We start from the raw sequence: 25573 nt of genomic DNA on the forward strand, positions 1-25573 counted from the left end.
TCGGCGGAGCCTGCAGGGCGACCGGCACGGCCGGGGAGCGCGGGGGGCAGGAGGGCCGGGGGCCCCGCCGGGGCCGCGAGCACCGCCGCCGACGTCTACACGCTCACCGACCTGCACCTGGCCCTGCCGGTGCCGCCGCGAGCCCGCGAGGTCCTCGACTTCGCGGGCCGCTGGGGCAAGGAGCGCACGCCGCAGCGCCGCGAGCTCGTCGTCGGCGCGCACGAGCGCGAGGGACGCAAGGGACGCACCGGCCCCGACGCCGCCACCGTGCTGAGCGTCGGCGTGCCCGGCTTCGGCTTCGGCGCGGGCTCGGGCGAGGTCTGGGGCCTGCACGTCGGGTTCAGCGGCAACCACCGGCACTACGCCGAACGCCTGTCGACCGGCGCGCAGGTGCTGGGCGGCGGCGAGCTGCTGCTGCCGGGCGAGCTGCGGCTCGAGGTGGGCGAGTCGTACCGCAGCCCGTGGGTCTTCGGCTCGTACGGCGACGGCCTCGACGACCAGGCCCGACGGTTCCACCGGTGGCTGCGCTCCCGCGAGCAGCACCCGACCCGCCCGCGCCCGATGACGATCAACGTCTGGGAGGCCGTCTACTTCGACCACGACCTGGCGCGCCTGCGCGACCTGGCCGACCGGGCCGCCGCCCTCGGCGTCGAACGGTACGTGCTCGACGACGGATGGTTCGAGGGCCGCCGCGACGACCACGCCGGCCTCGGCGACTGGGTGGTCGACGCCGACGTCTGGCCCGACGGCCTCTCGCCGCTGATCGACCACGTCACGGGCCTCGGCATGGAGTTCGGCCTCTGGTTCGAGCCCGAGATGGTCAACGAGGACAGCGACCTCGCCCGGGAGCACCCCGAGTGGCTCCTGCAGACCGGCGACCGCCTGCCCCCGCGGTCGCGCGACCAGCAGGTGCTGAACCTCGGCGTCCCCGGGGCGTTCGAGCACGTGCTCGGCCAGATGACGGCGATCCTCACCGAGTACGACATCGCCTACCTGAAGTGGGACCACAACCGCGACCTCGTCGACGCCGGCACCTGGCCCACCGGCGCGGCGGGCGTCCACGAGCAGACCCTCGCGGCGTACCGGCTGATGGACGAGCTCAAGGCGAGGTTCCCCGGGCTCGAGATCGAGTCGTGCTCGTCCGGCGGCGCCCGCGTCGACCTCGGCGTGCTCGAGCGCACCGACCGCGTCTGGGTCAGCGACTGCATCGACCCGCTCGACCGGCAGCAGATGAACCGCTGGACGATGCAGCTGCTGCCACCCGAGCTGCTCGGCTCGCACATCGCCTCGGGCGTCAGCCACTCGACCGGCCGCTGGCACGAGCTGTCGTTCCGGGCCGGCACCGCCCTGTTCGGCCACCTCGGCATCGAGTGGGACCTCGCCCGGGCGACCGACGCCGAGAACCGCGACCTCGCCGCGTGGATCGCCCTCTACAAGGAGCACCGCCGGCTGATGCACACGGGCGACGTCGTGCGGGTCGACGGGACCGACCCGTCGCTGCTGGTCTACGGCTCGGTCGCCGCCGACGCGAGCGAGGCCCTGTTCTTCCTCGCCTACGTCGGACGATCGGACGTGGCACCGCTCGGCCGGGTCACGCTGCCCGGGCTCGACCCCGAGCGGCGGTACCGCGTGGCGCCCGTGACCGTCGGGGCGCCGGACCAGGGCCTGACACCGCCGCCGTGGTGGGGTGCCGCGGACGAGGGCGGCGCGTACCCGGGGATCGTGCTCGACGGGCGCGCACTGGCGGCCGCCGGGCCGCCGGCGGCGTCGTCCTTCCCCGAACGCGCCGGGCTGCAGCGGGTCACCGCCGAGGACTGAGCGCGGGCGGCCCCCGGTGCCGACGACCCCCGTTCCGTGCGATGACCTCGGAGGGCGTGGTTCGTCGCACGGAACGGGGTTCGCGACGGGTCGGAGGCGTGGGGCAGGCAGGAGGCGCGGGCCGCCTTCCGGGGAGAGGGCCGCGTCAGCGACCGAGCGCGTGCATCTGGATCGCGACGGCGGCGGCGCCGCGGGCCCACTCGTCGAAGTGGAACTCCTGGACGAGCAGTCGCGGCGGCGGAGCCGTCGGATGCACGCCGCGCTCGATGGCGGCGTCGACCGCGGCACCGCCGACGGTCGCGAGCCGCACGCCCTCGCCCGACAGCAGGACCACCTCGGGGTCGAGCACGTTCAGGACGCCCGCGATCAGCTGCCCCAGGACGTCGGCGGCGGTGGCGACGACGACCCGCGCCGCCTCGTGTCCGTCGGCGGCGAGGGCGAGCAGGTCGTCGTAGGCGACCGGGCGGCCGAGGGCCCGGACGGCGGCGGCCTCGACCGCGGCGACCGTGAGGAACGCCCCGGCGCAGTCGTGGTGGCCGAGGTCGCAAGTCGGGGCCGACGCGTCGGTAGGGGCGGGCACCGGCACCGGCACCGGCACCGGCACCACGATCCGCTGGTGTCCGATTCTCCCCGCCGACGAGTGCGCCCCGCCGAGCACCTCGCCCGCGGCGACGAGGCCGAGTCCCACGCCCGCGCCGATCGTGACGAGGGCGAACGACCGCAGCCCGCGTCCCTCACCGAACCAGTGCTCGGCCTGGGTCAGCGCGCGCACGTCGTTCTCGACCCAGGTCGGCAGGCCGGTCGGGGCGGTCAGCAGGTCGGCGAGGGGCACGTCGTCCCAGCCGAGGAACGGTGCGTGCCGCACGTGCGCACGGTCGCCGGCCTGTCCGCCGACGGTCACGCCGACCGCGCGGATGCGATCGTCCCGGGCCCGGGCCGCGGCCACGACCGCCGTGACCTGGCCCACGACCGCCGCGGGCGACGGGTCGGGCAGGGGTTCGTCGTGCTCCCCCAGCACCCGTCCCCGCTGGTCGGTCACGACGACGAAGAGGCGGTCGCGGGTCAGCTTGACGCCGACGAAGTGGTGCGCATCCGGGTCGAGGTCGAGCGGGACCGAGGGCCGACCCGAGCCGGACGGCGCGAGGGAGGCTCGCTCGACCAGCAGCCCGCTCTCGAGCAGGGGCTTGGTGATGCGCGTGAGGCTCGGGCCCGACAGGCCGAGCCGGGCCGCGAGCTCGGTGCGCGGGCGGGCACCGTGCACGAGGATGTCGAGCACCACGGCCTGGGCGCTCCCGGCCAGCGGCGACCAGCTGCCGCCGGCCTGCCCGAGGGCCCCGTGCTCGAGATCGCCCTGCCCGAGATCGTGGGAGTCCGTCACGCGACGATCCTATGCAGCCGACCCGCGCCTCCTGGTCGTGACCGGGGGGCCGGTGGGCCGATGGGCCGGGTGGGTCGGGTCGGGTCGGGACCGATCGGGCGGCGTCGGGGCCGCGCCGTGTGGGTCGAGCCCGGCCCGGACGGGGCTGCGTACCCCGCCACCCGAATTGGGGGACAACCGACCACCCCCTCGTGGCCGAACATGAGTCGTGGTGACCCTCATGGACGAAACGCGCGAACTGCCCCTCTGCACGTTGTGCGCCGCGCCGACCCGTCGCGAGCCCAACCCGTTCTACGGCACGGCCCTCTCGGTGCACCGCCACGTGCTCGTCTGCACCTCGTGCTCGACCGTCGGCTTCGTCCCGGTCGTCGCCGACGCCCCCGAGGAGGCGCGGCGCCGGTCCCACTCCGTCGGCCTCCGTGCCCGCGTGGCCGGCTGGTACCGCGCGCTGCCCTGACCGCGCGCCGCGCCTCCTGCGCTTCCCGTGCCGGAGCACCATCGACGGGACAGAACACCCCGGAACACCGCGGTGTCCTGTCCCGTCGGTGGTGTTCGGCTGTGTGCGGCCGAGCGGTCGGTCAGTCCTGCGGTCGGCCGCCGCGCGTGGCCGCCGCGTGCTCGGCGTCGGCCTGGAAGCGCCCGGCCGCCTCGGCGTCGAGCTCGGTGCCCGCGCCGCAGTAGGCGCAGGTGTAGACGTGCTTCGTCGAGTACGGGATCACCGGGATGAAGAACAGCGTGAACCACCGACGGTGCTTGACCAGGCGCTGCGCGGCCTCGTTGCCGCAGACCCGGCAGACGAAGAAGAGGACGCCCAGCAGGGCGCTCGTGCCCTTGGTGCCGAAGATGATCATGCGCTCACCCTAGGCGGGACCGGGGCCCCACCTGTGACGCCGACGTGTGCACGTCGATCGTCATGGGATCACACTTTCGATCAGATGAAGCGGGATCTCTGGTGGGTCCCTGGTTCTCTTCACGGAGAGCGCATCGAAGCCCGAGATCGGTTGTGCGGTCTCGGGCTTCGCCATGCCCGGGGGTCGTTCCGGCGCAGGCAGCCTGTGGGTGATCGCACCACGGAATGAACATCGCGCCGCCGAAACAGGCGGGGCGACGTTCAGCAGGAGGTGCGGCACGTGCCCGCCCCACCTCACCCGGCGCGGAACCGCCGCAGGCGCAGGCTGTTCGTCACGACGAACACCGACGACGCCGCCATCGCCGCGCCGGCCAGCACGGGGTTGAGCAGTCCGAGCATCGCGACCGGGATCGCCGCGACGTTGTAGGCGAAAGCCCAGAACAGGTTGCCCTTGATCGTGCCCAGGGTCGCCCGCGACAACCGGATGGCGTCGGCCACCCCGGCGAGCTCGCCGCTGACGACGGTCAGGTCTCCGGCCGCGATCGCCGCGTCCGTGCCCGTCCCCAGGGCGATGCCGAGGTCGGCCGTCGCGAGGGCCGCCGCGTCGTTGACGCCGTCGCCGACCATGGCGACGACGCGACCGTCCGCCTGCAACCGGGCCACCGCCTCCACCTTCTGCTGCGGGGTCGCCTGCGCGATCACGTCCGCCGCGGCGATGCCGACCTGCGCCGCGACGTGCCGGGCCGCGCCCGCGTTGTCGCCGGTCAGCAGCACGGGCGTCAGGCCCAGCCCGCGGAACCGCTCGACGGCCTCCCGCGCCCCGGGCTTCACGGTGTCGGCGACGGTGACGACACCGCGAACCCGACCGTCCCAGGCGACGGCGACGGGGGTCGCTCCGGTCGCCTCGGCCGCGGCGAACGCCGTCTCGAGGTCAGGAGGCGCGGTGACCGACCACTCGTCGGCCAACCACCCGGGGCGGCCGACGAGCACGAGCGTGTCGTCGACGAGGGCCTGCACGCCGGCCCCGGCGTGGGCGGCGAACTGCTCGACGGACGGGACGACGACCCCGCGTCGGGCGGCCTCGGCCTCGATCGCCCGGGCGACCGGGTGCTCCGAGCCGGACTCGACGGCGGCGGCCCGGGCCAGGACGTCGTCGGCCTCGACGGACCGTGCATCGCCCACGACGGCCTCCACGACCACCTCGCGGACGCTCATGCGTCCCGTCGTGACCGTCCCGGTCTTGTCGAGGACGATCGTGTCGACCGTGCGGGTGCGCTCGAGCACCTGCGGCCCGCGGATCACGATGCCGAGCTGCGAGCCGCGGCCCGTGCCGACGAGCAGTGCGGGCGGCGTCGCGAGCCCCAGCGCGCACGGGCAGGCGACGATCAGCGGGGCGACGGCGGCGGTGAACGCGGTCTGCAGCGACCCGGTGAAGAAGGCACCGGAACCGCCGGCCCCGGGACCGGCCCCGGCGACCGGCCCGCCGAACGCGGGCCACCCGACGACGGTCAGCCCGGCCAGCCCGACCACGACCGGCACGAACCCGGCCGACCCCCGGCCCGCCAGCCGCTGCACCTCGGCCTTGCCGCTCTGCGCCTCCTCGACGAGACGTCCGAGGCGGGCGCGCCCGGGGGCGGCCCCGACCCGGGGGATCCCGCCGAGCAGGCGCCCGCCGACGTTGAGGGTCGCACCGCCCACGCGGTCGCCCGGGCCCACCTCGACCGGCACCGACTCGCCGGTGAGCATGCTCAGGTCGACCGCCGAGGTGCCCTCGCGCACGAGGGCGTCGCTGGCGATCGCCTCGCCCGGACGGACGACCACGAGGTCGCCGGGCACCAGACCCGCGGTGGCGACCCGCGCCTCCTGACCGTCGCGCAGCACGGTGGCCTCCTTGGCGCCGAGCTCGAGCAGGGCGCGCAGGGCCTCGCCCGAGCGGCGCTTGGCTCGGGCCTCGAGCCAGCGCCCGAGCAGGATGAACACCGTCACGGCCGCGGCGACCTCGAGGTAGAGCTCGGTCGGGCCGCCGTGGGTCGCCACCAGGCTGAACGACATGTGCATGCCGGGCCGCCCGGCGTCGCCGAAGAAGAGCGCCCAGAGCGACCAGGCGAAGGCGGCGATCACGCCGACGCTGACGAGGGTGTCCATGGTCGCGGCACCGTGGCGGGCGTTCACCGCGGCGGCGCGGTGGAAGGGCCAGGCACCCCAGACGGCGACCGGTGCGGCCAGGGTCAGCGCGAGCCACTGCCAGTTCGCGAACTGCAGGGCCGGCACCATCGAGAGCACGACGACGGGCAGGGCGAGGGCGGCGCTGACGAGGGTGCGGCGGCGGAGGACGTCGACCTCCGCGGCCCGGGCGTCCGGGGACGCGTCGGACGAGCCGTCGGCCGCGGCGGTCGAGGACGCAGGAGGCGCGGGCACGGTGGCCCCGTACCCCGCGGCGGCCACCGTGGCGATGAGCGCGTCGACGTCGGGCGCGACGGGGTCGCCGTCGCGTGCGTCACCGGCCGCACCGGCCACGACCCGCACGTGCGCCTTCTCGGTCGCGTAGTTGACCGACGCCTCGACGCCGGGGAGCTTGTTGAGCTTGCGCTCGATGCGGTTCGCGCAGGAGGCGCAGGTCATGCCGGTGATGTCCAGCTGCACGGCGTCGAGCGGCACAGCGTCCGACTGCACCGCGCCGGGCTGCACGGCACCGGGCTGCCCGGCGGCAGGCGGGACGGTGCCCCGCGGGACGCTCCCGCCCGGCCGGCCCGCGCCTCCTGCGGTGGTCATCGCGCGGAGAGCTGGTAGCCGGCCTCTTCGACGGCGGCCCGCAGCTGGTCGTGCTCGACGGTGGCGTCGGCCTGGACCGAGACGGTGGACGCGCCGCCCGGGTTGAGGTCGACCTCGACCGAGTCGACGCCGTCGACCTCGGAGAGCTCCTCGGTGACGCTCGCGACACAGTGCTCGCAGGTCATGCCGTCGACCTGCAGGGTGGTGATGGTGGTGTCGGTCATGCTCGGTCCTCTCGATCGGCCCTCAGGTTATACCCCCTAGGGGTATCGATGCCAGGGGTGTCCGCTCTTGTCCCCCACCTCCGAGATGCCTCCGCGTCGAGGCGGCGCCCGGGGTGGCGGACTACGAACGGAGACGGACCCGCCAGGACGGCGGGAGAGAGAAGGCACCCGACCATGACCGAGATCACCGCACACCACGGCCTCTTCAAGGACACGAACCTCCACGTCGACGACACCGGCGGCACGGGCCGCACCGTCGTCCTGATCCACGGCTGGCCCCTCTCGGGCGAGTCCTGGAGCAAGCAGGTCCCCGCGTTCGCCGACGCCGGCTACCGCGTCGTCACCTACGACCGCCGCGGCTTCGGACGCAGCGACAAGCCCAAGACGGGCTACGACTACGACCACCTGACCGAGGACCTGCACACCGTCCTCACCGAGCTCGACCTCGACGACGTCACGCTCGTCGGCTTCTCGATGGGCGGCGGCGAGGTCGCGCGCTACTTCAGCAAATACGGCACCGAGCGCCTGCACAGCGTCGTCTTCGCCTCGGCCGTGCCGCCGTACCTGATGAAGACCGACGACAACCCCGACGGCCCCCTCACCAAGGAGGCCGCCGCCGACATGACGGCCGGCCTGACCAAGGACGAGGACGCGTTCTACGAGGACTTCACGACCGGCTTCTTCTCGGTCGACGGCGTGCTCAAGGTTTCCGAGGCCGACCGCCAGGACGCCCTGCGACTCGCGAAGCAGGCGAACAAGACCGCGGCGCTCGAGGCCATGGCCTCGTTCGCCAACACCGACTTCCGTGACGACCTGACCAAGGTCACCGTGCCGACGCTGGTCATCCACGGCGACGGCGACGCGACCGTGCCCTACGAGGGATCGGGTGCACGGACGCACGCGGCCGTCGCCGGGTCCGAGCTGCACGTGATCGCCGGCGCACCGCACGGCGCCAACGTCAGCGACGCCGACGAGTTCAACCGCGTCGTGCTGGAGTTCCTCAAGAAGTAGGCACCACCACGGGCGGCTGCAGCCGCTCGCGACGCGACCCCAGGAGGCGCGGTGCCGGTCCCCGAGACCGGCACCGCGCCTCCTGCGCGTCCGGTTCGGAACCTCCTGCGCGTCCGACTCGACCCGTCGTGCACCCTCGCCCCCCGTTCGGGGGTGAAGGTCACGGGCGGGTAACGAAGTGGAACGGGTCCAATCTTTTCCGCGCCCGGTGGCGAACCCTGTACATCCCCACCGGGACCAACAGACAAGGAGCTCCACCATGAACGCCTTCACTCGCAAGCGCATCACGAAAGCCGCCTTCGGCATCGCCGCCTCCGGCGCCCTGATCTTCTCCCTCGCCGCCTGCTCGTCCAACTCGGGCACCGCGACGGACACCTCGTCGACGTCGTCGTCCTCGTCCGAGCCGTCGGCCGCGTCGACGCCCGCCGCGTCGATCGCCGACCTCAGCAACGGTGTCGACACCCAGGTCGCCGTCGACCAGTCCTTCGTCGACGCGATCACCTCGCTCGGCCTGACCCCCGGCGTCGTGGGCACCGCGACCTTCACCGACGGAACCTTCTCGTTCCCGATCACCGGCGGCAACGTCGACTACTACGGCCCCGACAGCGACGTCCGCCCCTACGTCCAGGGCGAGATCGACCACGACGGCTCCGGCCTGTCGCTGACCTCGGCCGACGGCACCGTCGTCGAACTCACCGACTTCCGCATCGACCCGGGCGAGTCGAAGCTCTACGGCACCGTCACGGCCAACGGCACCGTCGCCGCCGAGGACGCCTACCTGTTCAACCTCTGGGGCGGCACCCTGAAGCCCATCCAGATGGAAGGCGCCAACGCCGTCCTCGAGGGCACCACCGTCCACATCAGCCCCGACGCCGCCGCGCTGCTGAACCAGACCTTCAAGACCGACGCCGTCCAGGACGAGATGCTCGTCGGCGTCGCGAAGATCACCGCCGCCACGGAGTAGTACCCGTCGGGCCGGCTGCCGCCGGCCCGATCCCCGGGTCGTCTCCGTGACGACGCACCGGCCCCGTCCTGCTCGACGGGGTCGGCGATCCCGGTGGACCCCGCCTCGTGCTCACGCACGGGGCGGGGTTTTTCCGTGTCGGCTGATCCGCTACGTACCGGATCACCCCCTGGGTGCCCGCCCACCCGACCGCATCGGGCGACGTGGCCCGGCCCGGCCGTCGCGAACCCCGTTCCGTGCCATGAACCACGAAGCTTCGTGGTTCATCGCACGGAACGGGGTTCTTCGGGCGCGGGCGCCGCGCGTGCGGTTCGCGGGGTGCGGCCGCCTGATCACGAGGTGCGACGGCGACCGGCTGCAGGCTCGGGAGGCGCGGCGGGCGGCCACGGGGCGGGCTCGGCCGTGCTGCGGGCGATGAGCGCACGGACGTCGGCGTCGTGCTGCAGCGTCCACGCGACGGCCGAGTTCAGCGACGACGCCGTGTGCAACCACGGCCGACGCCCGCCCTCGTCGCGGCAGTGGGCGTAGACGTCGAACGCGAAGCCGCCCGTGACCGGCCGCTGGCGCACGTAGCCGAGCGGAGCCGCCTCGCCCTGCCGGATCAGCCACAACCCCTGCCCGCCCGGGATCGGCGGGATCGCGCACGGGTGCTCGGCCGGCGGTTTGCGCAGTGCCGCCCGCGCGTTCTCGAACTTCGTCTGCACGCCCATGTCGGTGACCGTAGGCGCGACCACCGACGCCGGGCCCGGCGGGGGCCGGGCGGGGACGGCGTACGACGAAAGTCGTACGCGAGGTCCCGACTCCTGCACCCGGTGTCGCGGCGGCGCAGCCGCGAGCGTAGAGACATGATCACGACACCGACTCGAGAAGCCCCTCCGTCCCGACGGCGCCACCCGCGCCTCCTCGTCCGAAAGACCCTCGCCGCCGCGGCCGTCGTCGCCCTGGGCGTGACGCTCGCCGGGTGCGCGTCCGGGGCGACGGGCGCGACCGCCGACCCCGCGCCTCCTGCACCGCCGCAGCACCAGCCCGGCGGGCACTCCCTCACGCAGGACGACGTCGACTCGTGGCTCGACGGAGCCGTCGGCTCGGCACTGCAGACCACCGGCATCCCGGGCGCGACCGTGTCGGTCGTCGCCGACGGGAAGCTGCTCACCGCCCGCGGCTACGGCATGGCCGACACCGGCACCGGCGAGACGCCCGCCGAGGCCGTCGACCCCGAGCGCACGCTGTTCCGCGTCGGCTCGGTGTCGAAGGTGGTCTCGGCGACGGCGATCATGCAGCTCGTCGAGAAGGGCGACCTCGACCTCGACGCCGACGTGCAGCAGTACCTCGACTTCGACCTCGACACCCCGAAGGGTGCCGTCACCCTGCGGCACCTGCTCACCCACACGGCGGGCTTCGAGGAGGTCATCGCCGGGCTGATCGGCCCCCCCGGCAGCGAGAAGACGTTGCGCGAGGCCGTCTCGGACGCCCCTCCCGCCCAGGTGTTCACGCCCGGGACGACGCCGGCGTACTCCAACTACGGAGCCACCCTGGCCGGTTACGTCGCCGAGCGCGTCAGCGGCGTCCCGTTCGCCGAGCTGCTGCAGCAGGACGTCTTCGACCGAGCCGGCATGACCTCGTCGTCGTTCGCCCAGCCGCTGCCCCCGCCCACGCCGCCCGCCGGGCGCACGGCTACCCCGACGCTCCAAGCCCGCCGTGGCCACCGAGGTCGTCAACGCGGCACCGGCCGGTGCGATGTCGGCCACCGCGACCGACATGGCCCGCTTCATGCTCGCCCAGCTCGGCGACCTCCCGGACGACCAGGCGCTGCTGCAGCCCGACACGCTCGCCGAGATGCACCGCCCCGCCCTCGACGCCGACGACCTCGGCACGCTCGTCGCCGGCCAGCGCATGGACCTCGCGTTCTTCGACGACAGCACGCCCGGTCTGGCCGCCTTCGGTCACGACGGCGACACGCAGGTCTTCCACTCGGCGATGCGGATGTTCCCCGAGCACGACACCGGCATCTTCCTCAGCATGAACGGCAGCGGACGCTCGGCCACGGCGTCCCTCGACCTGCGCACCACGGTGCTGCAGGGCTTCGCCGACCGCTACCTGCGTGACGCGGCCACCGCCGATTCGTCCGCCTCGGGCACCGGCTCCGGCGCGGCCCCGGACGACGGGCCCGTCGCGGCCGACCTGGCCGGCACGTACCTCTCGTCGCGCTCCCCCGTCACCAACCCCGGCGCCCTGCTCGCCCTGAGTGGTCAGACCACGGTCGTGCCCCGCTCGGACGGCACGGTCGCCGTCACCCCGAAGCCGCTCGGCGTCACCACCGGCGTCTACGAGAAGGTCGGGACCGACCTGTGGCGCGAAATCGGCGGAGACGCCCTGCTCGCGACGCGGACCGCCGGCACCGACGGGGACGCGACGGTCGAGGCGATCTCGTGGGGCGCCTCCTTCACCATGCTGCGGGCGCAGCCCTGGCAGGCGGCCTCGGCCGTGCTGCCGGGCGTGCTCCTGGCCGTCGTGGTGCTGCTCGCGTCGATGATCGTCTGGCCGGCCACCGCCCTGGCCGGGGTCGGACGCCGACGTCGCGACCTCCGCGCCGGCACGACGGCCGGGACGGTCGCCACCACCCCGCGTCGTCGTGACCGCACCCTGCTGCTCTCCCGTCTGGGGCAGGCGGCGACGCTGCTGGCCCTCGTCGGCGGGGCCGCCGTCGCGGTGCAGGCCATGGCGTTCGCCGACGTGTCGGCCGTGACCCTGCGCGGGCTGCAGGGGCTTCAACTGCTCGGCGTCGTCGCGATCGTGCCGGCCGCCCTGGTCGCCTGGGGGGCCGTGCGCGACCGTCGCGGCTGGGCCGTGGTGACCGGACGCGTGCTCGTCCTCGTGTCGCTCGTCGTGCTCGCCGGCTTCGCCTTCGGCTTCCGCCTCATCGCCCCGAGCGTGAGCTTCTGATGGCCCGCCCCCAGCGCGACACCCGGGCCGACGGTGCACAGCCGTCGTCGGCCCGGGGCCGGGAGGGCCGCGGCACCTGGCATGCTCGGACCGTGACCACGCACCCTGACCCCTCGCCCACCGCGGCGGGGGTCGTCGACCGGCCCGGCCCCGGGGTCGACACGGTGCGCCGCGTCCTCGACCGGCTCGGCGTGCACACGGTGCTCGGTCGCGACGTCGCCCTCGCCGGCGTCTGGGCGCTCGTCACGATCGCCTTCCTCGCGACGCTGCTCGCGGCGGGCGAGTTCTACGGCGCGAACCGCAGCATCCCGACCGCCCAGGTCGTCGCCGTGATCGTGCTGGCGCTCGTCCAGCACGTGCCCCTGGCGCTCCGGCGCGTCCGACCCGTCACGGCCCTGCTCGCGGTCGCCGTCCTCCAGGCCGCCCTGCTCGCGGTCCTGCCGACCGGGCTCGCCCTGTGGACGGCCGCCCCGGTCGTCACGGCGTACACGGTCGCCACCCTGCGGCCCACCCGGGCCGTCGTCGGAGTGGTGCTCGCCGCCGTCGGCATCGAGGCCGTGGGTGCCGCCGTCGGTGCCTCGGCCCTCGTCAAGGACCAGCTCGGTGCCCCCGCCGGGCTCGGCGAGGTCGGCGTCGTCGTCGAGGCGCTCGCCCTCGTCGCCAGTGCGGTGCTGATCAACGGCGTGAGCGCCGCCGTCGGCTCGTGGGTGGCCCTGCGCCGTGCACACGATCGCGACGCCCGGGCCCGCGCGGCCGAGAGCGTCGAGCACCAGGCGACGCTCACCCGTGCCGCGGTCGCCGCCGAGCGCACCCGCATGGCCCGGGAACTGCACGACGTCGCCGCCCACCACCTCACCGGGCTCGTCGTTCAGGCGGGTGCCGCCGAACGCCTCGTCGACGGCGACCCCGAGCGCGCCAAGGAGTCCCTGCGCAGCGTCCGCGCCCAGGGCCGCGAGACGCTCGACGCGCTGCGGTCGATCGTCGGCATCCTCCGTGAGACCGGCGACGGGCCGAGCGGCACCGTCCCCGTGCCCGGCCTCGGGGACGTGGGCGACCTCGTCGACCAGGCCCGCGCCTCCGGGGCGGTCGTCGACTCGCACGTCGACGGCACGCTGCCGTCGCTGGCCCCGCTCGCCGACGTGACGGCCTACCGCACGGTGCAAGAGGCGCTGGTCAACGCCCGTCGGCACGCGCCGGGGGCGCCGGTCGAGCTGCGCCTGCGCGCCACGGCCGGGTCCCTCGTGATCGTCGTCGAGAACGACCTGCCCGTCGTCCGTGACACGTCGGGGGGCGGCGGCTTCGGGCTGGTCGGCATGCGCGAGCGGGCCGACCTGGTCGGTGGACGGCTCGACCCCGGGGCGACCGCCGAGGGTCGGTGGCGGGGGCGGCCCGCGCCGCCGGCCGGGGCCGTGGCCGACGCCGGGCCGGCGGCGCCCACCGTGCCCCCCGCTGCGACACCCGGACCCGGCGCGGGGCCCTCCGGCGGGGGCGCGGAATGATCCGGGTCGTGCTGGTCGACGACCAGGCGATCGTGCGCACCGGTTTCCGGGTCGTGCTCGAGACGGCGGGCGGCATCGAGGTCGTCGGCGAGGCGTCCGGCGGGCGCGGGGCGGTCGGGGTCGTTCGGCGCACCCGCCCCGACGTCGTCGTGATGGACGTGCGCATGCCCGGCGGCGACGGGATCGAGGCGACGCGGGCCATCGTCGACGCCCGCGTCGGGCCCGGGGATGCCGGGGTGGCCTCCGTAGACGGGCAGGAGGCGCGGGTCGGGTCGGCGGGCGCCCCGGCGGGCCTCGGCGCCACGACCCTCGACCTCGGCGAGTACGTCTTCGGCGCCCTCGAGGCGGGCGCGAGCGGGTTCGTGCTGAAGGCCGTCGCGCCCGGCGCGGTCGGCGGTGCGGTCCGGGCACTGGCCTCGGGTCGCGCGGCGATCGACGGCGCCACCACGCGGCGGGGGATCGCCGAGTTCACGCGTCGCCGGCGGACGTCGGCGGTCGAACCGTCGCCCGACGTCCTGACGGAGCGCGAGCGCGAGCTCGTCCGCCTGCTCGGCGAGGGGCTGTCGAACGACGAGATCGGCGAGCGCCTGGTGGTCGAGACGAGCACGGTCAAGTCGCACCTCACCCGCATCACGACCAAGCTCGGCACCCGCGACCGGCTGCAGACCGTCGTCTGGGCCTACCGCTCGGGCCTGCTGCCCTGAGGCCCGGGGCGTCCATCCGTCGGCCGCCCACGTCGCACCGCCGTCCGAACGTCGCACCGCCCATCTCGGCGGTGCGTCGTTCGGTCCGGGGTGCGACACCCGGGTCGTCCCGGCTCGACGCGCGGGCCGTCCTGGAGCCACGGCCCGCTGATAGCCTCGGGGCGTCGCGGGGCCACGGGGGTGCCCGGACGGAGGGGACGACATGTCGATCAGGATCACGCTGCCCGTCGGAGCCGCCGCTCTCGCGGTGCTGCTGACCGGGTGCTCAGGGGGTGCCGGCGACGAGCCGACCACGACGCCGAGCGCCGCCACCACGGCGAGCCCGTCGGCCACGGCGACCGCCGAGGCGTCCTCGGCCGCCCTCTCGGATGCCGAGCTGGCGTCCGTGTTCACGGGCATCCAGTTCGTGCCCGACGAGTTCGACACGACCGATCAGCTGCTCGACTCGGTCTACCCGGGACTGACCGCGAGCGATCCGAGCTGCCTCGCCCCGTTCGGCGTCGGCTGGGACGACACCGCCCCCGACGGTGCGCTCGAGTTCGGCACGAGCAATGACCGCTCGATGACCGCCGTCGTCGCCAGCACGGGTGACGACGACGCGGCCTCGGCCCTGGTCGCCGCGGCGTCCGACGCCCTGACCCGCTGCGCGGACGGCACCGCCCTCTTCACGATGCAGGGCCAGCCCGTGCAGACCACGGTCGAGACCACCGAACCGACCCTCACGGGCACCGACGAGTCGCTCGGCTGGCGCGTCACGGGCACCGTCGGCGGCGGCAGCTTCACCCTGGTCGGCCTGACCGCCCGGGTCGGCGGCGACGCCGTCGCGATCGTCGGGTGGGACCCGTCGTCGAACGCCACGAACGTGCCGCTCGCGACGCAGATGTTCGTCGACGCGCTCTAGTCGGGCCTGCCCCGGGGCCGTCGCCGCACCGACGATCGCCGCGCCGGCAGAAAACCGCCGAGTGGACGAGACACCGCGGCGTTCGGCGGCGTCCTGTCCACTCGGCGGTGTCGTGGAGGCGGAGCGGGCTAGGCGACGGGCTCGACGAGCGTGGCGTGCTGCGCTGTGACGCGCACGGGCTGGCCGGCGAACGCGGCCGCACGCGCCTCGGACTGCAGGGAGGCGGCCTCGACCTCGGCGAATCGGGCCGCGTCGCCGGGCGTGCTGACGGCCCAGACGAACTCGTTGGCGTCACGGTCGGCGTAGGCGAACTCGATCTCGAACCCCTCGGACAGGCGCGCCGGGATCAGCGTCGAGGTGAACCACGCGACGAAGTCGTCCAGCACCCCCTCGACGAGTTCGTAACGGCGCAGCTGGACGGTCTTCGACGAGTCGGTCATGCCGCCACCCTACTGACGCCGCACTGCACCACGAGATGGACACCGCACCACGACTAGTCCTGGCGCTGTGCCCATCGCCTGGCGTCGTGCCCCGTTGCTTGCACACAGCGCCGCGCCCCCGCACCCACGCCCGGTAGCGTGGCGGCGTGACCCCGCTGACGCTCGCCCTCGCCGCCGCGGCCATCGTGGTCGGCGCCTTGACGCAGCGCATGGCGGGCATCGGCTTCGCGCTCACCGCCGCGCCCCTCCTCGTGGTGGTGCTCGGCCCCGAGGCCGGCGTCCCGGCCGGCAACGCCCTCGCCGCCGTGCTCGCGCTGGTCGTGCTGGCGAGCACCTGGCGCACGGTGCGGTGGCGGACGGCGGCCCTCCTCGTCCTGCCCGCGCTCGTGACGATCCCGATCGGCGCGTGGGTCGTGCAGACCGCCCCGACCGGTCCGTTGACCATCGCGGTGGGCGCACTGGCCCTGGTCGGAGTGCTGGTGATGGCGTTCTCGAGCCGCGCGCGCCTCCTGCCCGGCCGGGTCGGCGCCGTCGCCGCCGGGGCGCTGGGCGGCTTCATGAACGTGACGGCCGGCGTCGGCGGCCCGGCGTTGACGGTGCACGCGACGAGCGACCGCTGGCCGCGCGAGGTGTTCGTCGGCACCGGCCAGGTGTTCCTGCTGGCGGTCAACCTGACCTCGGTGCTGACGAAGGGCATCCCCTCCGAGCCGGTCCCCGTGTGGGCGGGAGCCCTCGGCCTGCTGTTCGTCGGCGCGTTCGTCGGACACCCCCTCAGCAAGGGCGTGCCCGCCCGGGTCGGCCGCATCCTCGTCTTGACGCTCGCCGCCGTCGGCAGCGCCCTCGCCCTCGTCCGCGGCACCACCCAGCTCTGACCCACCCCGCCGAGGAGGCGCGGGGCCCCCCCCGGCGCCCCCCGCCTAGCCTCGGCCCGCCATGCAGTGCGACTACTTCGACGCGGGACTGTGCCGTTCGTGCACGCTCCTCGACCGCCCCTACCCGGTGCAGGTCGCCGAGAAGGAGGCGCGCGTCCGCGACCTCCTCGGCGAGCGACATGCCCCCGCGGCCTGGCTGCCGACGCTGACCAGCCCCGAGTCGGGGTTCCGCAACAAGGCGAAGATGGTCGTCGGCGGCACGATCGACGAGCCGACGCTCGGCATCCTCGACGGGCGCGGGCAGGGTGTCGACCTGCGCGGGGGCGGGCTGCACACGGCGGGCATCCAAGCGGTGCTGCCGACGCTGGCGGCGTTCGTGCCCCGGGCGCGCCCCCTGCCCTACGACGTGCCGAACCGCCGCGGCGAGGCGAAGTCCGTCCACGTGACCGAGTCGCCCTCGGGCGAGCTGATGGTGCGCTTCGTGCTGCGGAGCGAGCAGGCCCTGCCGCGACTGCGGGCCGAGCTGCCCTGGCTGCTCGAGGCCCTGCCGCAGGTCGCGGTCGTGTCGGTCAACCTGCTGCCCGAGCACAAGGCCGTGCTCGAGGGCGCGGACGAGATCGTGCTCACCGACCGCGAGACGCTCACCATGCGGCTCGGCGCGGTCGATCTCGAGCTACGGCCCCAGAGCTTCTTCCAGACGAACACGGCGATCGCGGCCGGGCTCTACGCACAGGCCGCCGAGTGGGTCGACGCGATCGACCCGGCCACGGTGTGGGATCTCTACTGCGGCGTCGGCGGGTTCGCCCTGCACGTCGCGCGCCCGGGCGCCGGCCGGACGAGTCGGCACGCGCACCGCGAGGTCGTCGGCATCGAGACCAGCGAGGAGGCGGTGGCCAGCGCCCGGGGCAGCGCCCGTCGCGCAGGCCTCGAGCACGTGCGCTTCGCGGCGGACGACGCGACCCGGTTCGCGACGACCGCGGAGTCGGCGGCCGACACCGCGCCTCCTGAGCTCGTCATCGTCAACCCGCCGCGACGCGGCATCGGCGCGACGCTGGCCGGCTGGCTCGAGGGGTCGGACGTCGAGCACGTCGTCTACTCGAGCTGCAACCCCGTCACCCTGGCGAGCGACCTCGACGCCATGCCGTCGTTCGACGTGGTCGCCACGCGGGTGTTCGACATGTTCCCGCAGACGCCACACCTCGAGGCGATGGCGCTGCTGCGCCGCCGCTGATCCGGGCACGGCCCCGACGGTCGAGTGGTCCCGAATCGTCCTCCACCGGCGGCGGAAGGACGATCCGGGACCACTCGACCACGAGCCTCGGCGACCTCAGAGCACGACGGTGCTGCTGCGCCAGCCGAGCGAGTCGGCACCCGTCTGCCACACGACGGTGAGGCCGCGGCCGGCCCCGCTCGACTCGCCGCTCTCGGTCGTGAAGCGCTTGCCCGAACCGGCCGAGACGGCCTCGATCGACGGCCGCTGCTGCCCGTCGCGGAACACCCACAGGGTGTCGGGGTAGCCGACGACGCTCGGCTCGGTCTGGTCCTGGCTCTGCGGGCTGGCGAAGGAGATCGACGCGAGGACCATGGTGTCGTACGCCGCGCCTCCTGCGGTCTGGTCCTCGGCGCCTGTCGCCGGGTTGGTCCACTCGTAGAGGGAGTCGCCGGTCGGCGGCACGCCCGCGTCGTCGACGCGGAGGCCGTCGGAGGTCTCGCGCACGACCCAGGCGTCGGCGAGGTCGTCGGTCGTGGCGCTCACGAGGGTGAAGGCGCCCTCGGGACCCTCGGCGGCCTCGAGGTCGGCATCGCTCAGGACGGCCGCCTCGTCGGGTGTCACCGTCCCGTCGCTCGGCGAGGACGAGGCGAAGGTCTGCTCGGTGCCGTAGAACTGCTGCGCCTCGGGGCTGAGCAGAGCCCAGGCGGCCGCCGTGTCACCGTCGGCGATCGCGTCGAGGTAGCGGACGACGATCGCCTGCTCGGCCGAGGCCTGCTGCGCGTCGGCCGGGACGGTGGCGGTCGCGGTGGCACTCGGCGAGCCCGTGCCCGCCGCGGTCGGAGCCGTGACGGCGGGGTCGGAGGTGCACCCGGTGGCGGCGACCAGCGCACCGACGGCGAGGGTCGAGGTCATGAGTAGCTCTCGTGTCTTTGCCATGCGTGGCACGGTAGCGAGGGCTCGGGCGGGCCCGTCGCGACTCCCAGGGGATGCCCACGCGCGGCGGACGGCCTCGACCGGCGACCCCAGGAGGCGCGGGCCGGGTCAGGCGCGCGCGACGACCGCCCAGCCGTGCGGCCCCACCGACAACACGTCGCCGTCGAGGCCGGCGTCCCGGCCGGCCAGCCACTCGCCCGGGGCGGGATCCGCCACGCGCAGCTCGTCGTCGCCGAGGTTGAGCGCGACGACGAGCGCCTGGTCGGACGAGGCCCCGCGCACCTCGAGCACGAGCGACTCGTTCGCGACCGACACGGTGCGGCTGCGGGCGGTGTGCAACCACGGGTGCCGACGTCGCACGCCGATCAGTTCCTGGTGCAGGGCGAGGACCTCGGGGAGGGCGTCCGGCACGCCGGCACCCGGGACCTCGGCAGGCGTCGAGGGGAACGCGGGACGCACGGCGTCGTCGCCGCCGACCCGCGCCTCCTTGACGGCCCGCAGGCCGAACTCGTCGCCGTAGTACACCGACGGGGTGCCGCCGAGGGTGAAGAGCAGCACGATCGCGTGGTCGTGGTGGCGCTCGTCGTCGATCTGGCTGGCGATGCGCGTGACGTCGTGGTTGCCCACGAAGGTCAGCGGCACGAAGTCGTCGAGGAAGCCGTCGTGACGCTGCAGCGCCCACTCGAGCTCGAACAGGTTGACCTCGGCCAGGGCGTGCCAGACGCCCTGCCACAGTTCGTACTGGGTGACCGAGTCGAGGCCTCCGTCGCGGACGGCCGCGGCGTAGTCGCCGTGCAGCACCTCGCCGACGACGTACACGTCGGGGTGCCGCTCACGCAGCGGGGGCAGCACGGTCGCCCAGAACTCCGAGGGCACCGAGTAGGCGGCGTCGAGGCGCCAGGCGTCGGCGCCGCGGTCGGCCCAGTACGTCAGCACGTCGGTCACCGTGCGGGCCACCTCGGGCGACGAGTGGTCGAGGGCGATCAGCCCGTCGTGGCCCTCGAAGGTGCCCAGGCTGCCGTCGGCCTCGCGTCGGAACAGCGAGGCTTCACGGGAGTCGGGGTCGCGACGGGCCTCGACCAGCGCGGGGAACTCGGGGCCGACGTGGTTGAAGACGCCGTCGAGCATGACCTTGACGCCCTTCGCGTGGGCGGCCTCGATCAGCGTGACGAGGTCGGCCTCGGTGCCGAGGCGCGGGTCGACCGTGAACCAGTCGATCGTGTCGTAGCCGTGGGTCGACGACGCGAAGACCGGCCCGAGGGCGAGCCCGTTGGCGCCGAGCGCCAGCAGGTGGTCGAGCCACGGCACGAGATCGAGGAGGCGCGGTGCCGGCGAGCGGTCCGCTCCCGTCGTGTCCGCCCCGACGAATCCCAGGGGGTACACGTGCCACCACACGACGTGCTCGGTCCAGTCGGGGCCCGGCACGGCGGTGGCCGTCGTCGTGGGCTCGTGTTCGCTCATTCGCGCCACCCTAGTGAGGGGCGCTCGTGAGGTGTCCCCCGCTCGACTCGCAGGGCTCAGCTCGCAGGGCTCAGCTCGCGGGGCCGAGGAGGACGGCGAGCAGCGCGGCGGCACCGCCGACGATGAAGAGCATCGTGCCGGCCTGCATCGTGCGGGTCTTGTTGCGGTCGGCCGTGGGGACGTCGACCTCGAGGATCGGGCAGCCCGACCAGCCGATCAGGCCGACGCTCAGGGCGACGAGCGCGGCACCGACCCAGAACAGGGTGGCCACACCGGCCGAGAGCACCGCCGGACGCCAGCCGGACGAGAGCAGCAACCCCAGGGCCACCGCCACGCTGCCGACCGCGGCGACGAACCAGATCGTGCCGGTCCACATGATGCGTTGGACGTTCTTCTCGGGGGTCATCAGGTCGTGCAGCTCGTGGGTCACCAGAACATCTTTCACCCTCTGCAGCGATCCGGCCCGCACGCCCCGGCTCGGAAGGGGTGTGCGGGCCGGATCGGCGCAGCGCGGAGGGGGCGCGGCGACTACTTCGTGGCGCCCTCGAGCAGCGGCACCAGCTTCTCCAGCGCGTACTGGCGCGACAGGGCCGAACCGAGCGAGTACGCGGCGGCGACGTCGCCGTCGATGACGACCGCGTGGCCGTCCTGCACGGCCGACAGGGCCTTCCACTGCGGGTCGTCGGTGATCTCGGTCGTGTCGATGTAGATCGGGAACGCCACGATGACGTCGGCGTCGATCTGGTCGAGCTGCTCGCTCGAGATCGACACCGAGAAGCCGCCGGCGTTCGGCTTCGACGCCGAGATGGCGGGGTTCTGCTCGAAGCCGAGCGCCTCGAGCTGGTCGACCCGCTCGCTGTCCTCGACGTAGGCGCCCCAGCCCTCGCTGGTCTTCGTGGCGGCGGTGATCGTCTTGCCCTCCCACTCGGGGTGGGCGGCGGCGACGGCCTCGACGGCCTTCTCGTTCTCGTCGACGAGCTGCTCGCCCTTCGCCTCTTCGCCCAGCGCCTTCGACACGAGCTCCATCTGGTCGTCGAAGTCGGTCAGGTAGCTGTCGCCGCCCTCGGGCACGCCGACCGTCGGGGCGATGCTCGACAGGCGGTCGTAGCGCACCCGGTCGCCCGCGCTCCTCGTGTCGAGGATCACGTCGGGCTCGGGGGCCGCGATCGCCTCGTACGAGGGCTCCAGGGTGCCGATGATCTCGGGGGCCTGGTCGTAGAGACCCTGCGCCCAGGGGCCGACGCCGTCGGCCTCGTCGCCGAAGGCCAGCCAGTCCGACGCCCCGACGGGCTGCACGCCCAGCGCGAGCGCCGCCTCGGCGTCGCCCCAGCCCAACGCGACGACGCGCGTCGGCTTCTTCTCGACGGTGACCTCGCCGAACTTCGTGTCGATCGAGACGGGGAACGCTCCCGACCCGCCCGAGGCGCCGCTGGCGGCGTCGTCGGAGTCGGTGTCGGCCGAGCAACCGGCCAGGGCGAGGGTGGCGACCGCGACGGCGGCGGCGATCGAGAGTGACTTGCGCATGTGTTCCTCAGGGCTGTGACGTCGGTGCGGAGACGTGGTGTCGGGCGGGAGGTCGGGTGCCGGGTGTCCCGGCGGACGCCGCCCGGCAGGACTCCAAGTGAGGGTAGCCTAAGCTAATCATCATGGCGATGCCCCGAGCGCTCACGGTCGGCCGTGCCCCGCGACCGACGCGAGGCTCGCGGCGCATCCGCACGCGCCTCCTCGCCCTCCTGGCCGCCCTGGCCCTGCTGGCCCTCGCCGTCGTGCTGGGCCTGGCCGTCGGCGCGCGGCCGGTCGCCCTCGACGAGGTGCTGCGCAGCCTCACCGGGGCCGCGGGCCGTGACACGGCCGACGCCACGGCCGTGCTCGACCTCCGGCTGCCGCGTACGGTCGCCGCGATCGTGGCCGGGGCCGGGCTCGGGGTCGCCGGCGCCGTCGTGCAGGCCGTGACGCGCAACCCTCTGGCCGACCCGGGCATCCTGGGCGTCACCTCGGGCAGCGCCTTCGCCGTCGCCCTCGCGGTCGGCTTCGCCGGGGTCACCTCGGCGAGCGGCTGGGCCTGGTTCTCGTTCGTCGGCGCCGGTGTCGCGCCGGTCGCCGTCGCGCTGATCGGCGGCGCCGGCCGAGGCGGCGGCGGGCCCCCCCGCCCGCCCCTCCCCCGCCCCGCGCTCGGCTCGGTGCCCGCGGGCATCCCCTCGTCGATCGTCCTGGCCGATCCCCGCCGCTTCGACGCTGTCCGCGCGTGGGAGGTCGGCTCGCTCGCCGACCGCGGCTGGGAGCCCGTGGTCACCGTGCTGCCCTTCGTCGCGGCCGGGGTCGTCGTCGCCCTGATCGCCCCGCGCCCGCTCGGCGCCGTCGCGCTCGGCGGCGAGCACGCCGCGCCGGGCGGCGGCTCGGTGCCCGCCGTCCGCGTCGTCTCGTTGGTCGTCGTCACCCTGCTGGCCGGAGGCGCGACCGCGGTGGTCGGGCCCGTCGCGTTCGTGGGGCTCATGGTCGCGCACGCCGCCCGCGGCGTCGCGGCCCCAGCCAGCCCTGGATCCCCGCGCTCTCGGCCGTGCTCGGGCCCGTGTTGCTGCTCCTCGCGGACGTGCTCGGTCGCGTGGTCGCGCCCCCGGGCGAGCTGGCCGCCGGGCTCGTCACGGCTGCGATCGGGGCACCGGTGCTCATCGCGATCGCCCGACGCCGACGGGTGGGCGGCGCATGACGCGGGCGGACGAGGGCACGCACTCGACTTCGGGCAGGGGGACGACGTCGGGGTCACGGACGACGCCGGGGTCCTCGGGTGTCGGCCCGCGCCTCCTGCGCTCGTGGCGCTCGACCGGCGGGCGGCGGCCCACGGCGCCGCGGTGCTGGGCGTGGGGGGCGTCGTCGTCGCGGGCGTCGCCCCCGGCCCCGGCGGCCCCCCCCCCCGCCCCCCCGCGGTCGTGCGGGCCCTGTTCGGCGGCGGCGGGTTCGCGTCGACCATCGTGCTGAACTGGCGGCTGCCGCGCGTCCTCGCGGCCCTCGTCTTCGGCGCCGCGCTCGGCGTCTCGGGCGCGATCTTCCAGTCGCTGACCCGCAACCCGCTGGGCTCGCCCGACGTGATCGGCTTCTCGACCGGCGCCTACACCGGGGCGATCGTCGTCATCGTGTCGGGGGCGGCCTCGACGATCGGCACGGCCGCCGGCGCCCTGATCGGCGGGCTCGTCACCGCCCTGGTCGTCTACGTGCTCGCCTACCGCCGCGGCGTGCACGGACTGCGGCTCATCATCGTGGGCATCGGTGTCACGGCCCTGCTGCACTCCGTCAACAGCTGGCTCCTGCTGCGCGCCCAGAACGAGGTCGCGCTGACCGCGTCGTTCTGGGGGGCGGGCTCGCTCGCGCTGGTCGGCTGGCAGCAGCTCGTCCCGGCGCTGGTGCTGCTCGTCGTGCTGACCCCGCTCGTGACGGGGTTGTCCCGGCCGCTGCGTCAGCTCGAGCTCGGCGACGACGCCGCCCGGTCGCACGGCCTCAGCGCCGAACGGTCGCGCCTGGCGCTGGTCGTCGTCGGCGTCGCGCTGACCGCCGTCGTGACCGCCAGCACCGGGCCGATCGCGTTCGTGGCCCTGGCCGCGCCGCAGCTCGCCCGCCGCCTGGTGCGCTCGGCCGGGGTGCCGCTCGTCGCGGGTGGGCTCGTCGGCGGGGTGCTGCTGCTCGTCGCCGACCTGGTCGCCCAGCACGTGGCCGCCAACCCGGTGCCGGTCGGCCTCGTCACCCTCGTGATCGGCGGGGTCTACCTGATCACGCTGCTCGTCTCGGAATCCAGGAGGTCCGCGTGAACGCCGACGCCACCCGCCCCCCCTCCCCCGACGTGACCGGTGCGCCCGGTGCGCCCGACGTGACCCGTGCGCCCGACGTGACCCGTGCGCCCGACGGGACCGGCGCCGCCCGCGCCTCCGACGGGAGCCGCTCCTCCCGCCTCGTCGCCCGCGGAGCGCACCTCGCCTACGACCGGCGCACGGTGAGCGAGGCCGTCGACGCCGACGTGCGCGACGGCTCGTTCACGGTCATCGTCGGGCCGAACGCCTGCGGGAAGTCGACCCTGCTGAGGGCCTTCGCGCGCCTCCTGAAGCCCCGGTCGGGGTCGGTCCTGCTCGACGGACGCGAGCTCGCGGGCGTGCCGGCGAAAGAGGTGGCCCGCATCGTCGGCCTGCTGCCGCAGACCTCGACCGCACCCGACGGCATCACGGTCGCCGAGCTCGTCGCGCGCGGCCGCTACCCGCACCAGGGGCTCTTCCGGCAGTGGACCGGCACCGACCGCGAGGCCGTCGACGCGGCCCTGGCCGAGACCGACCTCACCGAGCTGGTCGACGTGCCCGTCGACGAACTGTCGGGCGGGCAGCGGCAGCGGGTGTGGGTGGCGATGGCGCTCGCGCAGCAGACCCCGGTGCTGCTGCTCGACGAGCCGACGACCTACCTCGACATCGCCCACCAGTACGACCTGCTCGACCTGTTCGCCCGGCTGCACGGGCAGGGCACGACCGTGGTCGCGGTGCTGCACGACCTCAACCAGGCCGCGCGGTACGCGACCGACCTGATCGTGATGGCCGACGGCGACGTGGTGGCGACGGGCACCCCGGCCGAGGTGCTGACCGAGCAGCTCGTGACCGACGTGTTCGACCTGCCCTGCGTCGTCGTGCCGGATCCCGTGACCGGTTCGCCCATGGTCGTGCCGCGCCGCCGCTGAGGTCGGGTAGGCACCCGGGGTGCCGGCGAGCAGGATGGACCCATGAAGATCGAACTCGACGGCACCACCGCACTCGTCACCGGATCGACCCAGGGCATCGGCTTCGCGATCGCCCGGGGGCTCGCCGCCGCCGGGGCCCGCGTCATCGTGAACGGACGCTCGACCGAGACCACGGGGGCGGCCCGAGCGCGCCTCCTCGCATCGTTGGCCGAGGACGCCGCCTTCGCGGCCCTCGACCACGAAGCCCAGGAGGCGCGGGTCGTCACGCTCGCGGCCGACCTGGCCACCGAGGCGGGCGCCCGGGCGGCGGTCGCGGCCTTCCCCGAGGTCGACGTGCTGGTGAACAACCTCGGCGTCTTCGGCTCGGCCGACGCGTTGAGCATCGACGACGACGAGTGGCGGCGCTACTTCGAGACGAACGTGCTCTCGGCCGTGCGGCTGACGCGGGCCTACCTGCCCGGCATGATGGAGCACGGCTGGGGCAGGGTGCAGTACATCGCGAGCGACTCGGCGATCGTGACGCCGGTCGAGATGATCCATTACGGAGTGTCGAAGACGGCGCTGCTCGGGGTGTCGCGGGGCTTCGCGAAGGCGGCGGCGGGCTCGGGCGTGACGGTCAACAGCGTCATCGCCGGGCCGACGCACACGGGTGGCGTCGAGGAGTTCGTCCGCGAGCTGGTCGGCGACGACCTGCCCTGGGACGAGGCCCAGCACGAGTTCATGCTGAAGCACCGGCCGCAGTCGCTCATCCAGCGCCTGATCGAGCCGGAGGAGATCGCGAACATGGTGGTCTACCTCAGCTCGCGCTTCGCCTCGGCGACGACGGGCGGGGCGCTGCGGGTCGACGGCGGTTACGTCGACGCGATCGTCCCGTAGAGCGGG

The 25573-nt window shown here is 74.5% G+C and carries 22 protein-coding genes and 3 pseudogenes; 15 read left to right on the top strand and 10 right to left on the bottom strand.

Annotated elements, in window-relative coordinates:
• A partial coding sequence (locus AEQ27_RS06515) for an alpha-galactosidase (RefSeq protein ID WP_152970216.1) occupies positions 1 to 1818 on the top strand: 1818 nt, incomplete at its 5' end.
• Positions 1819 to 1963: 145 nt separating this feature from the next.
• Here AEQ27_RS06515 and AEQ27_RS06520 read toward each other — a convergent pair.
• Positions 1964 to 3196: an ROK family transcriptional regulator gene (locus AEQ27_RS06520; RefSeq protein ID WP_082383303.1), complete on the bottom strand. Its 1233-nt coding sequence runs from the start codon at positions 3194 to 3196 to the stop codon at positions 1964 to 1966.
• A 220-nt stretch (positions 3197 to 3416) separates the two neighbouring features.
• Here AEQ27_RS06520 and AEQ27_RS06525 point away from each other — a divergent pair, with 220 nt between their 5' ends.
• Positions 3417 to 3653, top strand: a complete 237-nt coding sequence (locus tag AEQ27_RS06525) for a hypothetical protein (protein WP_152970217.1) — start codon at positions 3417 to 3419, stop codon at positions 3651 to 3653.
• Between the two features lie 121 nt (positions 3654 to 3774).
• On the opposite strand, the gene AEQ27_RS06530 is transcribed toward AEQ27_RS06525, so the two are convergent.
• The 3 genes from AEQ27_RS06530 to AEQ27_RS06540 form a co-directional block, all read right to left on the bottom strand.
• On the bottom strand, positions 3775 to 4047 hold the full coding sequence (locus tag AEQ27_RS06530) for a zinc-ribbon domain-containing protein (protein WP_054145924.1): 273 nt from the start codon (positions 4045 to 4047) through the stop codon (positions 3775 to 3777).
• Positions 4048 to 4340: 293 nt separating this feature from the next.
• Complete coding sequence (locus AEQ27_RS06535) at positions 4341 to 6818, bottom strand: cation-translocating P-type ATPase (RefSeq protein ID WP_082383304.1); 2478 nt, start codon at positions 6816 to 6818, stop codon at positions 4341 to 4343.
• Positions 6815 to 7042, bottom strand: coding sequence for a heavy-metal-associated domain-containing protein (locus AEQ27_RS06540; RefSeq protein WP_054145925.1), 228 nt, complete (start codon positions 7040 to 7042; stop codon positions 6815 to 6817). The genes AEQ27_RS06535 and AEQ27_RS06540 overlap by 4 nt, the downstream gene beginning before the upstream one ends.
• A gap of 174 nt (positions 7043 to 7216) precedes the next feature.
• On the opposite strand from AEQ27_RS06540, the gene AEQ27_RS06545 reads away from it, so the two are divergent.
• Together AEQ27_RS06545 and AEQ27_RS06550 are read left to right on the top strand one after the other, a co-directional pair.
• Complete coding sequence (locus tag AEQ27_RS06545; RefSeq protein ID WP_054145926.1) at positions 7217 to 8053, top strand: alpha/beta fold hydrolase; 837 nt, start codon at positions 7217 to 7219, stop codon at positions 8051 to 8053.
• A gap of 259 nt (positions 8054 to 8312) precedes the next feature.
• Positions 8313 to 9017: a hypothetical protein gene (locus tag AEQ27_RS06550; RefSeq protein WP_054145927.1), complete on the top strand. Its 705-nt coding sequence runs from the start codon at positions 8313 to 8315 to the stop codon at positions 9015 to 9017.
• A gap of 332 nt (positions 9018 to 9349) precedes the next feature.
• On the opposite strand, the gene AEQ27_RS06555 is transcribed toward AEQ27_RS06550, so the two are convergent.
• Positions 9350 to 9727, bottom strand: a complete 378-nt coding sequence (locus tag AEQ27_RS06555; RefSeq protein WP_152970218.1) for a hypothetical protein — start codon at positions 9725 to 9727, stop codon at positions 9350 to 9352.
• A 135-nt stretch (positions 9728 to 9862) separates the two neighbouring features.
• Between AEQ27_RS06555 and AEQ27_RS06560 the strand changes: the two are divergent.
• The 4 genes and pseudogenes from AEQ27_RS06560 to AEQ27_RS06575 all read left to right on the top strand — a co-directional run bounded on the left by AEQ27_RS06560 (position 9863) and on the right by AEQ27_RS06575 (position 15064).
• Positions 9863 to 11960: pseudogene (locus tag AEQ27_RS06560) on the top strand (serine hydrolase domain-containing protein).
• Between the two features lie 92 nt (positions 11961 to 12052).
• Positions 12053 to 13459 carry a sensor histidine kinase gene (locus tag AEQ27_RS06565; protein WP_235451003.1) on the top strand — a complete coding sequence of 469 codons (1407 nt, stop codon included), beginning with the start codon at positions 12053 to 12055 and terminating at the stop codon, positions 13457 to 13459.
• The gene (locus AEQ27_RS06570; protein WP_054145947.1) at positions 13456 to 14163 is read left to right on the top strand and encodes a response regulator transcription factor; all 708 of its coding nucleotides are present in this window, start codon (positions 13456 to 13458) and stop codon (positions 14161 to 14163) included. Before AEQ27_RS06565 ends, AEQ27_RS06570 begins: the two co-directional genes overlap by 4 nt.
• Before the next feature lie 202 nt (positions 14164 to 14365).
• Positions 14366 to 15064 (top strand): hypothetical protein, encoded by a 699-nt coding sequence (locus AEQ27_RS06575; protein ID WP_054145929.1) that lies wholly within the window; start codon positions 14366 to 14368, stop codon positions 15062 to 15064.
• Between the two features lie 128 nt (positions 15065 to 15192).
• Here the strand turns inward: AEQ27_RS06575 and AEQ27_RS06580 are convergent, their stop codons facing one another.
• On the bottom strand, positions 15193 to 15504 hold the full coding sequence (locus tag AEQ27_RS06580; protein ID WP_054145930.1) for a hypothetical protein: 312 nt from the start codon (positions 15502 to 15504) through the stop codon (positions 15193 to 15195).
• Between the two features lie 146 nt (positions 15505 to 15650).
• Here AEQ27_RS06580 and AEQ27_RS06585 point away from each other — a divergent pair, with 146 nt between their 5' ends.
• Both AEQ27_RS06585 and rlmC read left to right on the top strand, forming a co-directional pair.
• The gene (locus AEQ27_RS06585; protein ID WP_054145931.1) at positions 15651 to 16376 is read left to right on the top strand and encodes a sulfite exporter TauE/SafE family protein; all 726 of its coding nucleotides are present in this window, start codon (positions 15651 to 15653) and stop codon (positions 16374 to 16376) included.
• A gap of 61 nt (positions 16377 to 16437) precedes the next feature.
• The gene (rlmC, locus tag AEQ27_RS06590; protein WP_054145932.1) at positions 16438 to 17607 is read left to right on the top strand and encodes a 23S rRNA (uracil(747)-C(5))-methyltransferase RlmC; all 1170 of its coding nucleotides are present in this window, start codon (positions 16438 to 16440) and stop codon (positions 17605 to 17607) included.
• A 96-nt stretch (positions 17608 to 17703) separates the two neighbouring features.
• On the opposite strand, the gene AEQ27_RS06595 is transcribed toward rlmC, so the two are convergent.
• From AEQ27_RS06595 to AEQ27_RS06610, 4 genes are all read right to left on the bottom strand, one after another.
• Complete coding sequence (locus AEQ27_RS06595; protein ID WP_152970219.1) at positions 17704 to 18525, bottom strand: hypothetical protein; 822 nt, start codon at positions 18523 to 18525, stop codon at positions 17704 to 17706.
• Positions 18526 to 18630: 105 nt separating this feature from the next.
• Positions 18631 to 19983 (bottom strand): alpha-amylase family glycosyl hydrolase, encoded by a 1353-nt coding sequence (locus AEQ27_RS06600; RefSeq protein ID WP_054145934.1) that lies wholly within the window; start codon positions 19981 to 19983, stop codon positions 18631 to 18633.
• A gap of 70 nt (positions 19984 to 20053) precedes the next feature.
• Positions 20054 to 20413, bottom strand: a complete 360-nt coding sequence (locus AEQ27_RS06605) for a hypothetical protein (protein WP_054145935.1) — start codon at positions 20411 to 20413, stop codon at positions 20054 to 20056.
• 98 nt (positions 20414 to 20511) lie between these two features.
• Positions 20512 to 21507, bottom strand: a complete 996-nt coding sequence (locus tag AEQ27_RS06610) for an iron-siderophore ABC transporter substrate-binding protein (protein ID WP_054145936.1) — start codon at positions 21505 to 21507, stop codon at positions 20512 to 20514.
• 128 nt (positions 21508 to 21635) lie between these two features.
• Between AEQ27_RS06610 and AEQ27_RS18530 the strand changes: the two are divergent.
• From AEQ27_RS18530 to AEQ27_RS06625, 5 genes and pseudogenes are all read left to right on the top strand, one after another.
• A pseudogene (locus AEQ27_RS18530) lies at positions 21636 to 22445 on the top strand (iron chelate uptake ABC transporter family permease subunit); the annotation flags it as partial.
• A gap of 128 nt (positions 22446 to 22573) precedes the next feature.
• A complete protein-coding gene (locus AEQ27_RS18725; protein ID WP_369813601.1) occupies positions 22574 to 22690 on the top strand; it encodes a hypothetical protein in 117 nt (38 codons plus the stop codon).
• Positions 22691 to 22916: 226 nt separating this feature from the next.
• A pseudogene (locus AEQ27_RS18275) lies at positions 22917 to 23783 on the top strand (FecCD family ABC transporter permease); the annotation flags it as partial.
• Positions 23784 to 23860: 77 nt separating this feature from the next.
• On the top strand, positions 23861 to 24691 hold the full coding sequence (locus AEQ27_RS06620) for an ABC transporter ATP-binding protein (RefSeq protein ID WP_054145949.1): 831 nt from the start codon (positions 23861 to 23863) through the stop codon (positions 24689 to 24691).
• 42 nt (positions 24692 to 24733) lie between these two features.
• Complete coding sequence (locus AEQ27_RS06625; protein WP_054145937.1) at positions 24734 to 25567, top strand: SDR family NAD(P)-dependent oxidoreductase; 834 nt, start codon at positions 24734 to 24736, stop codon at positions 25565 to 25567.
• The last annotated feature ends 6 nt before the right edge of the window (positions 25568 to 25573 follow it).

The sequence above is a fragment of the Frigoribacterium sp. RIT-PI-h genome (assembly GCF_001297205.1).
In the GTDB taxonomy this organism is placed as follows: domain Bacteria; phylum Actinomycetota; class Actinomycetes; order Actinomycetales; family Microbacteriaceae; genus Frigoribacterium.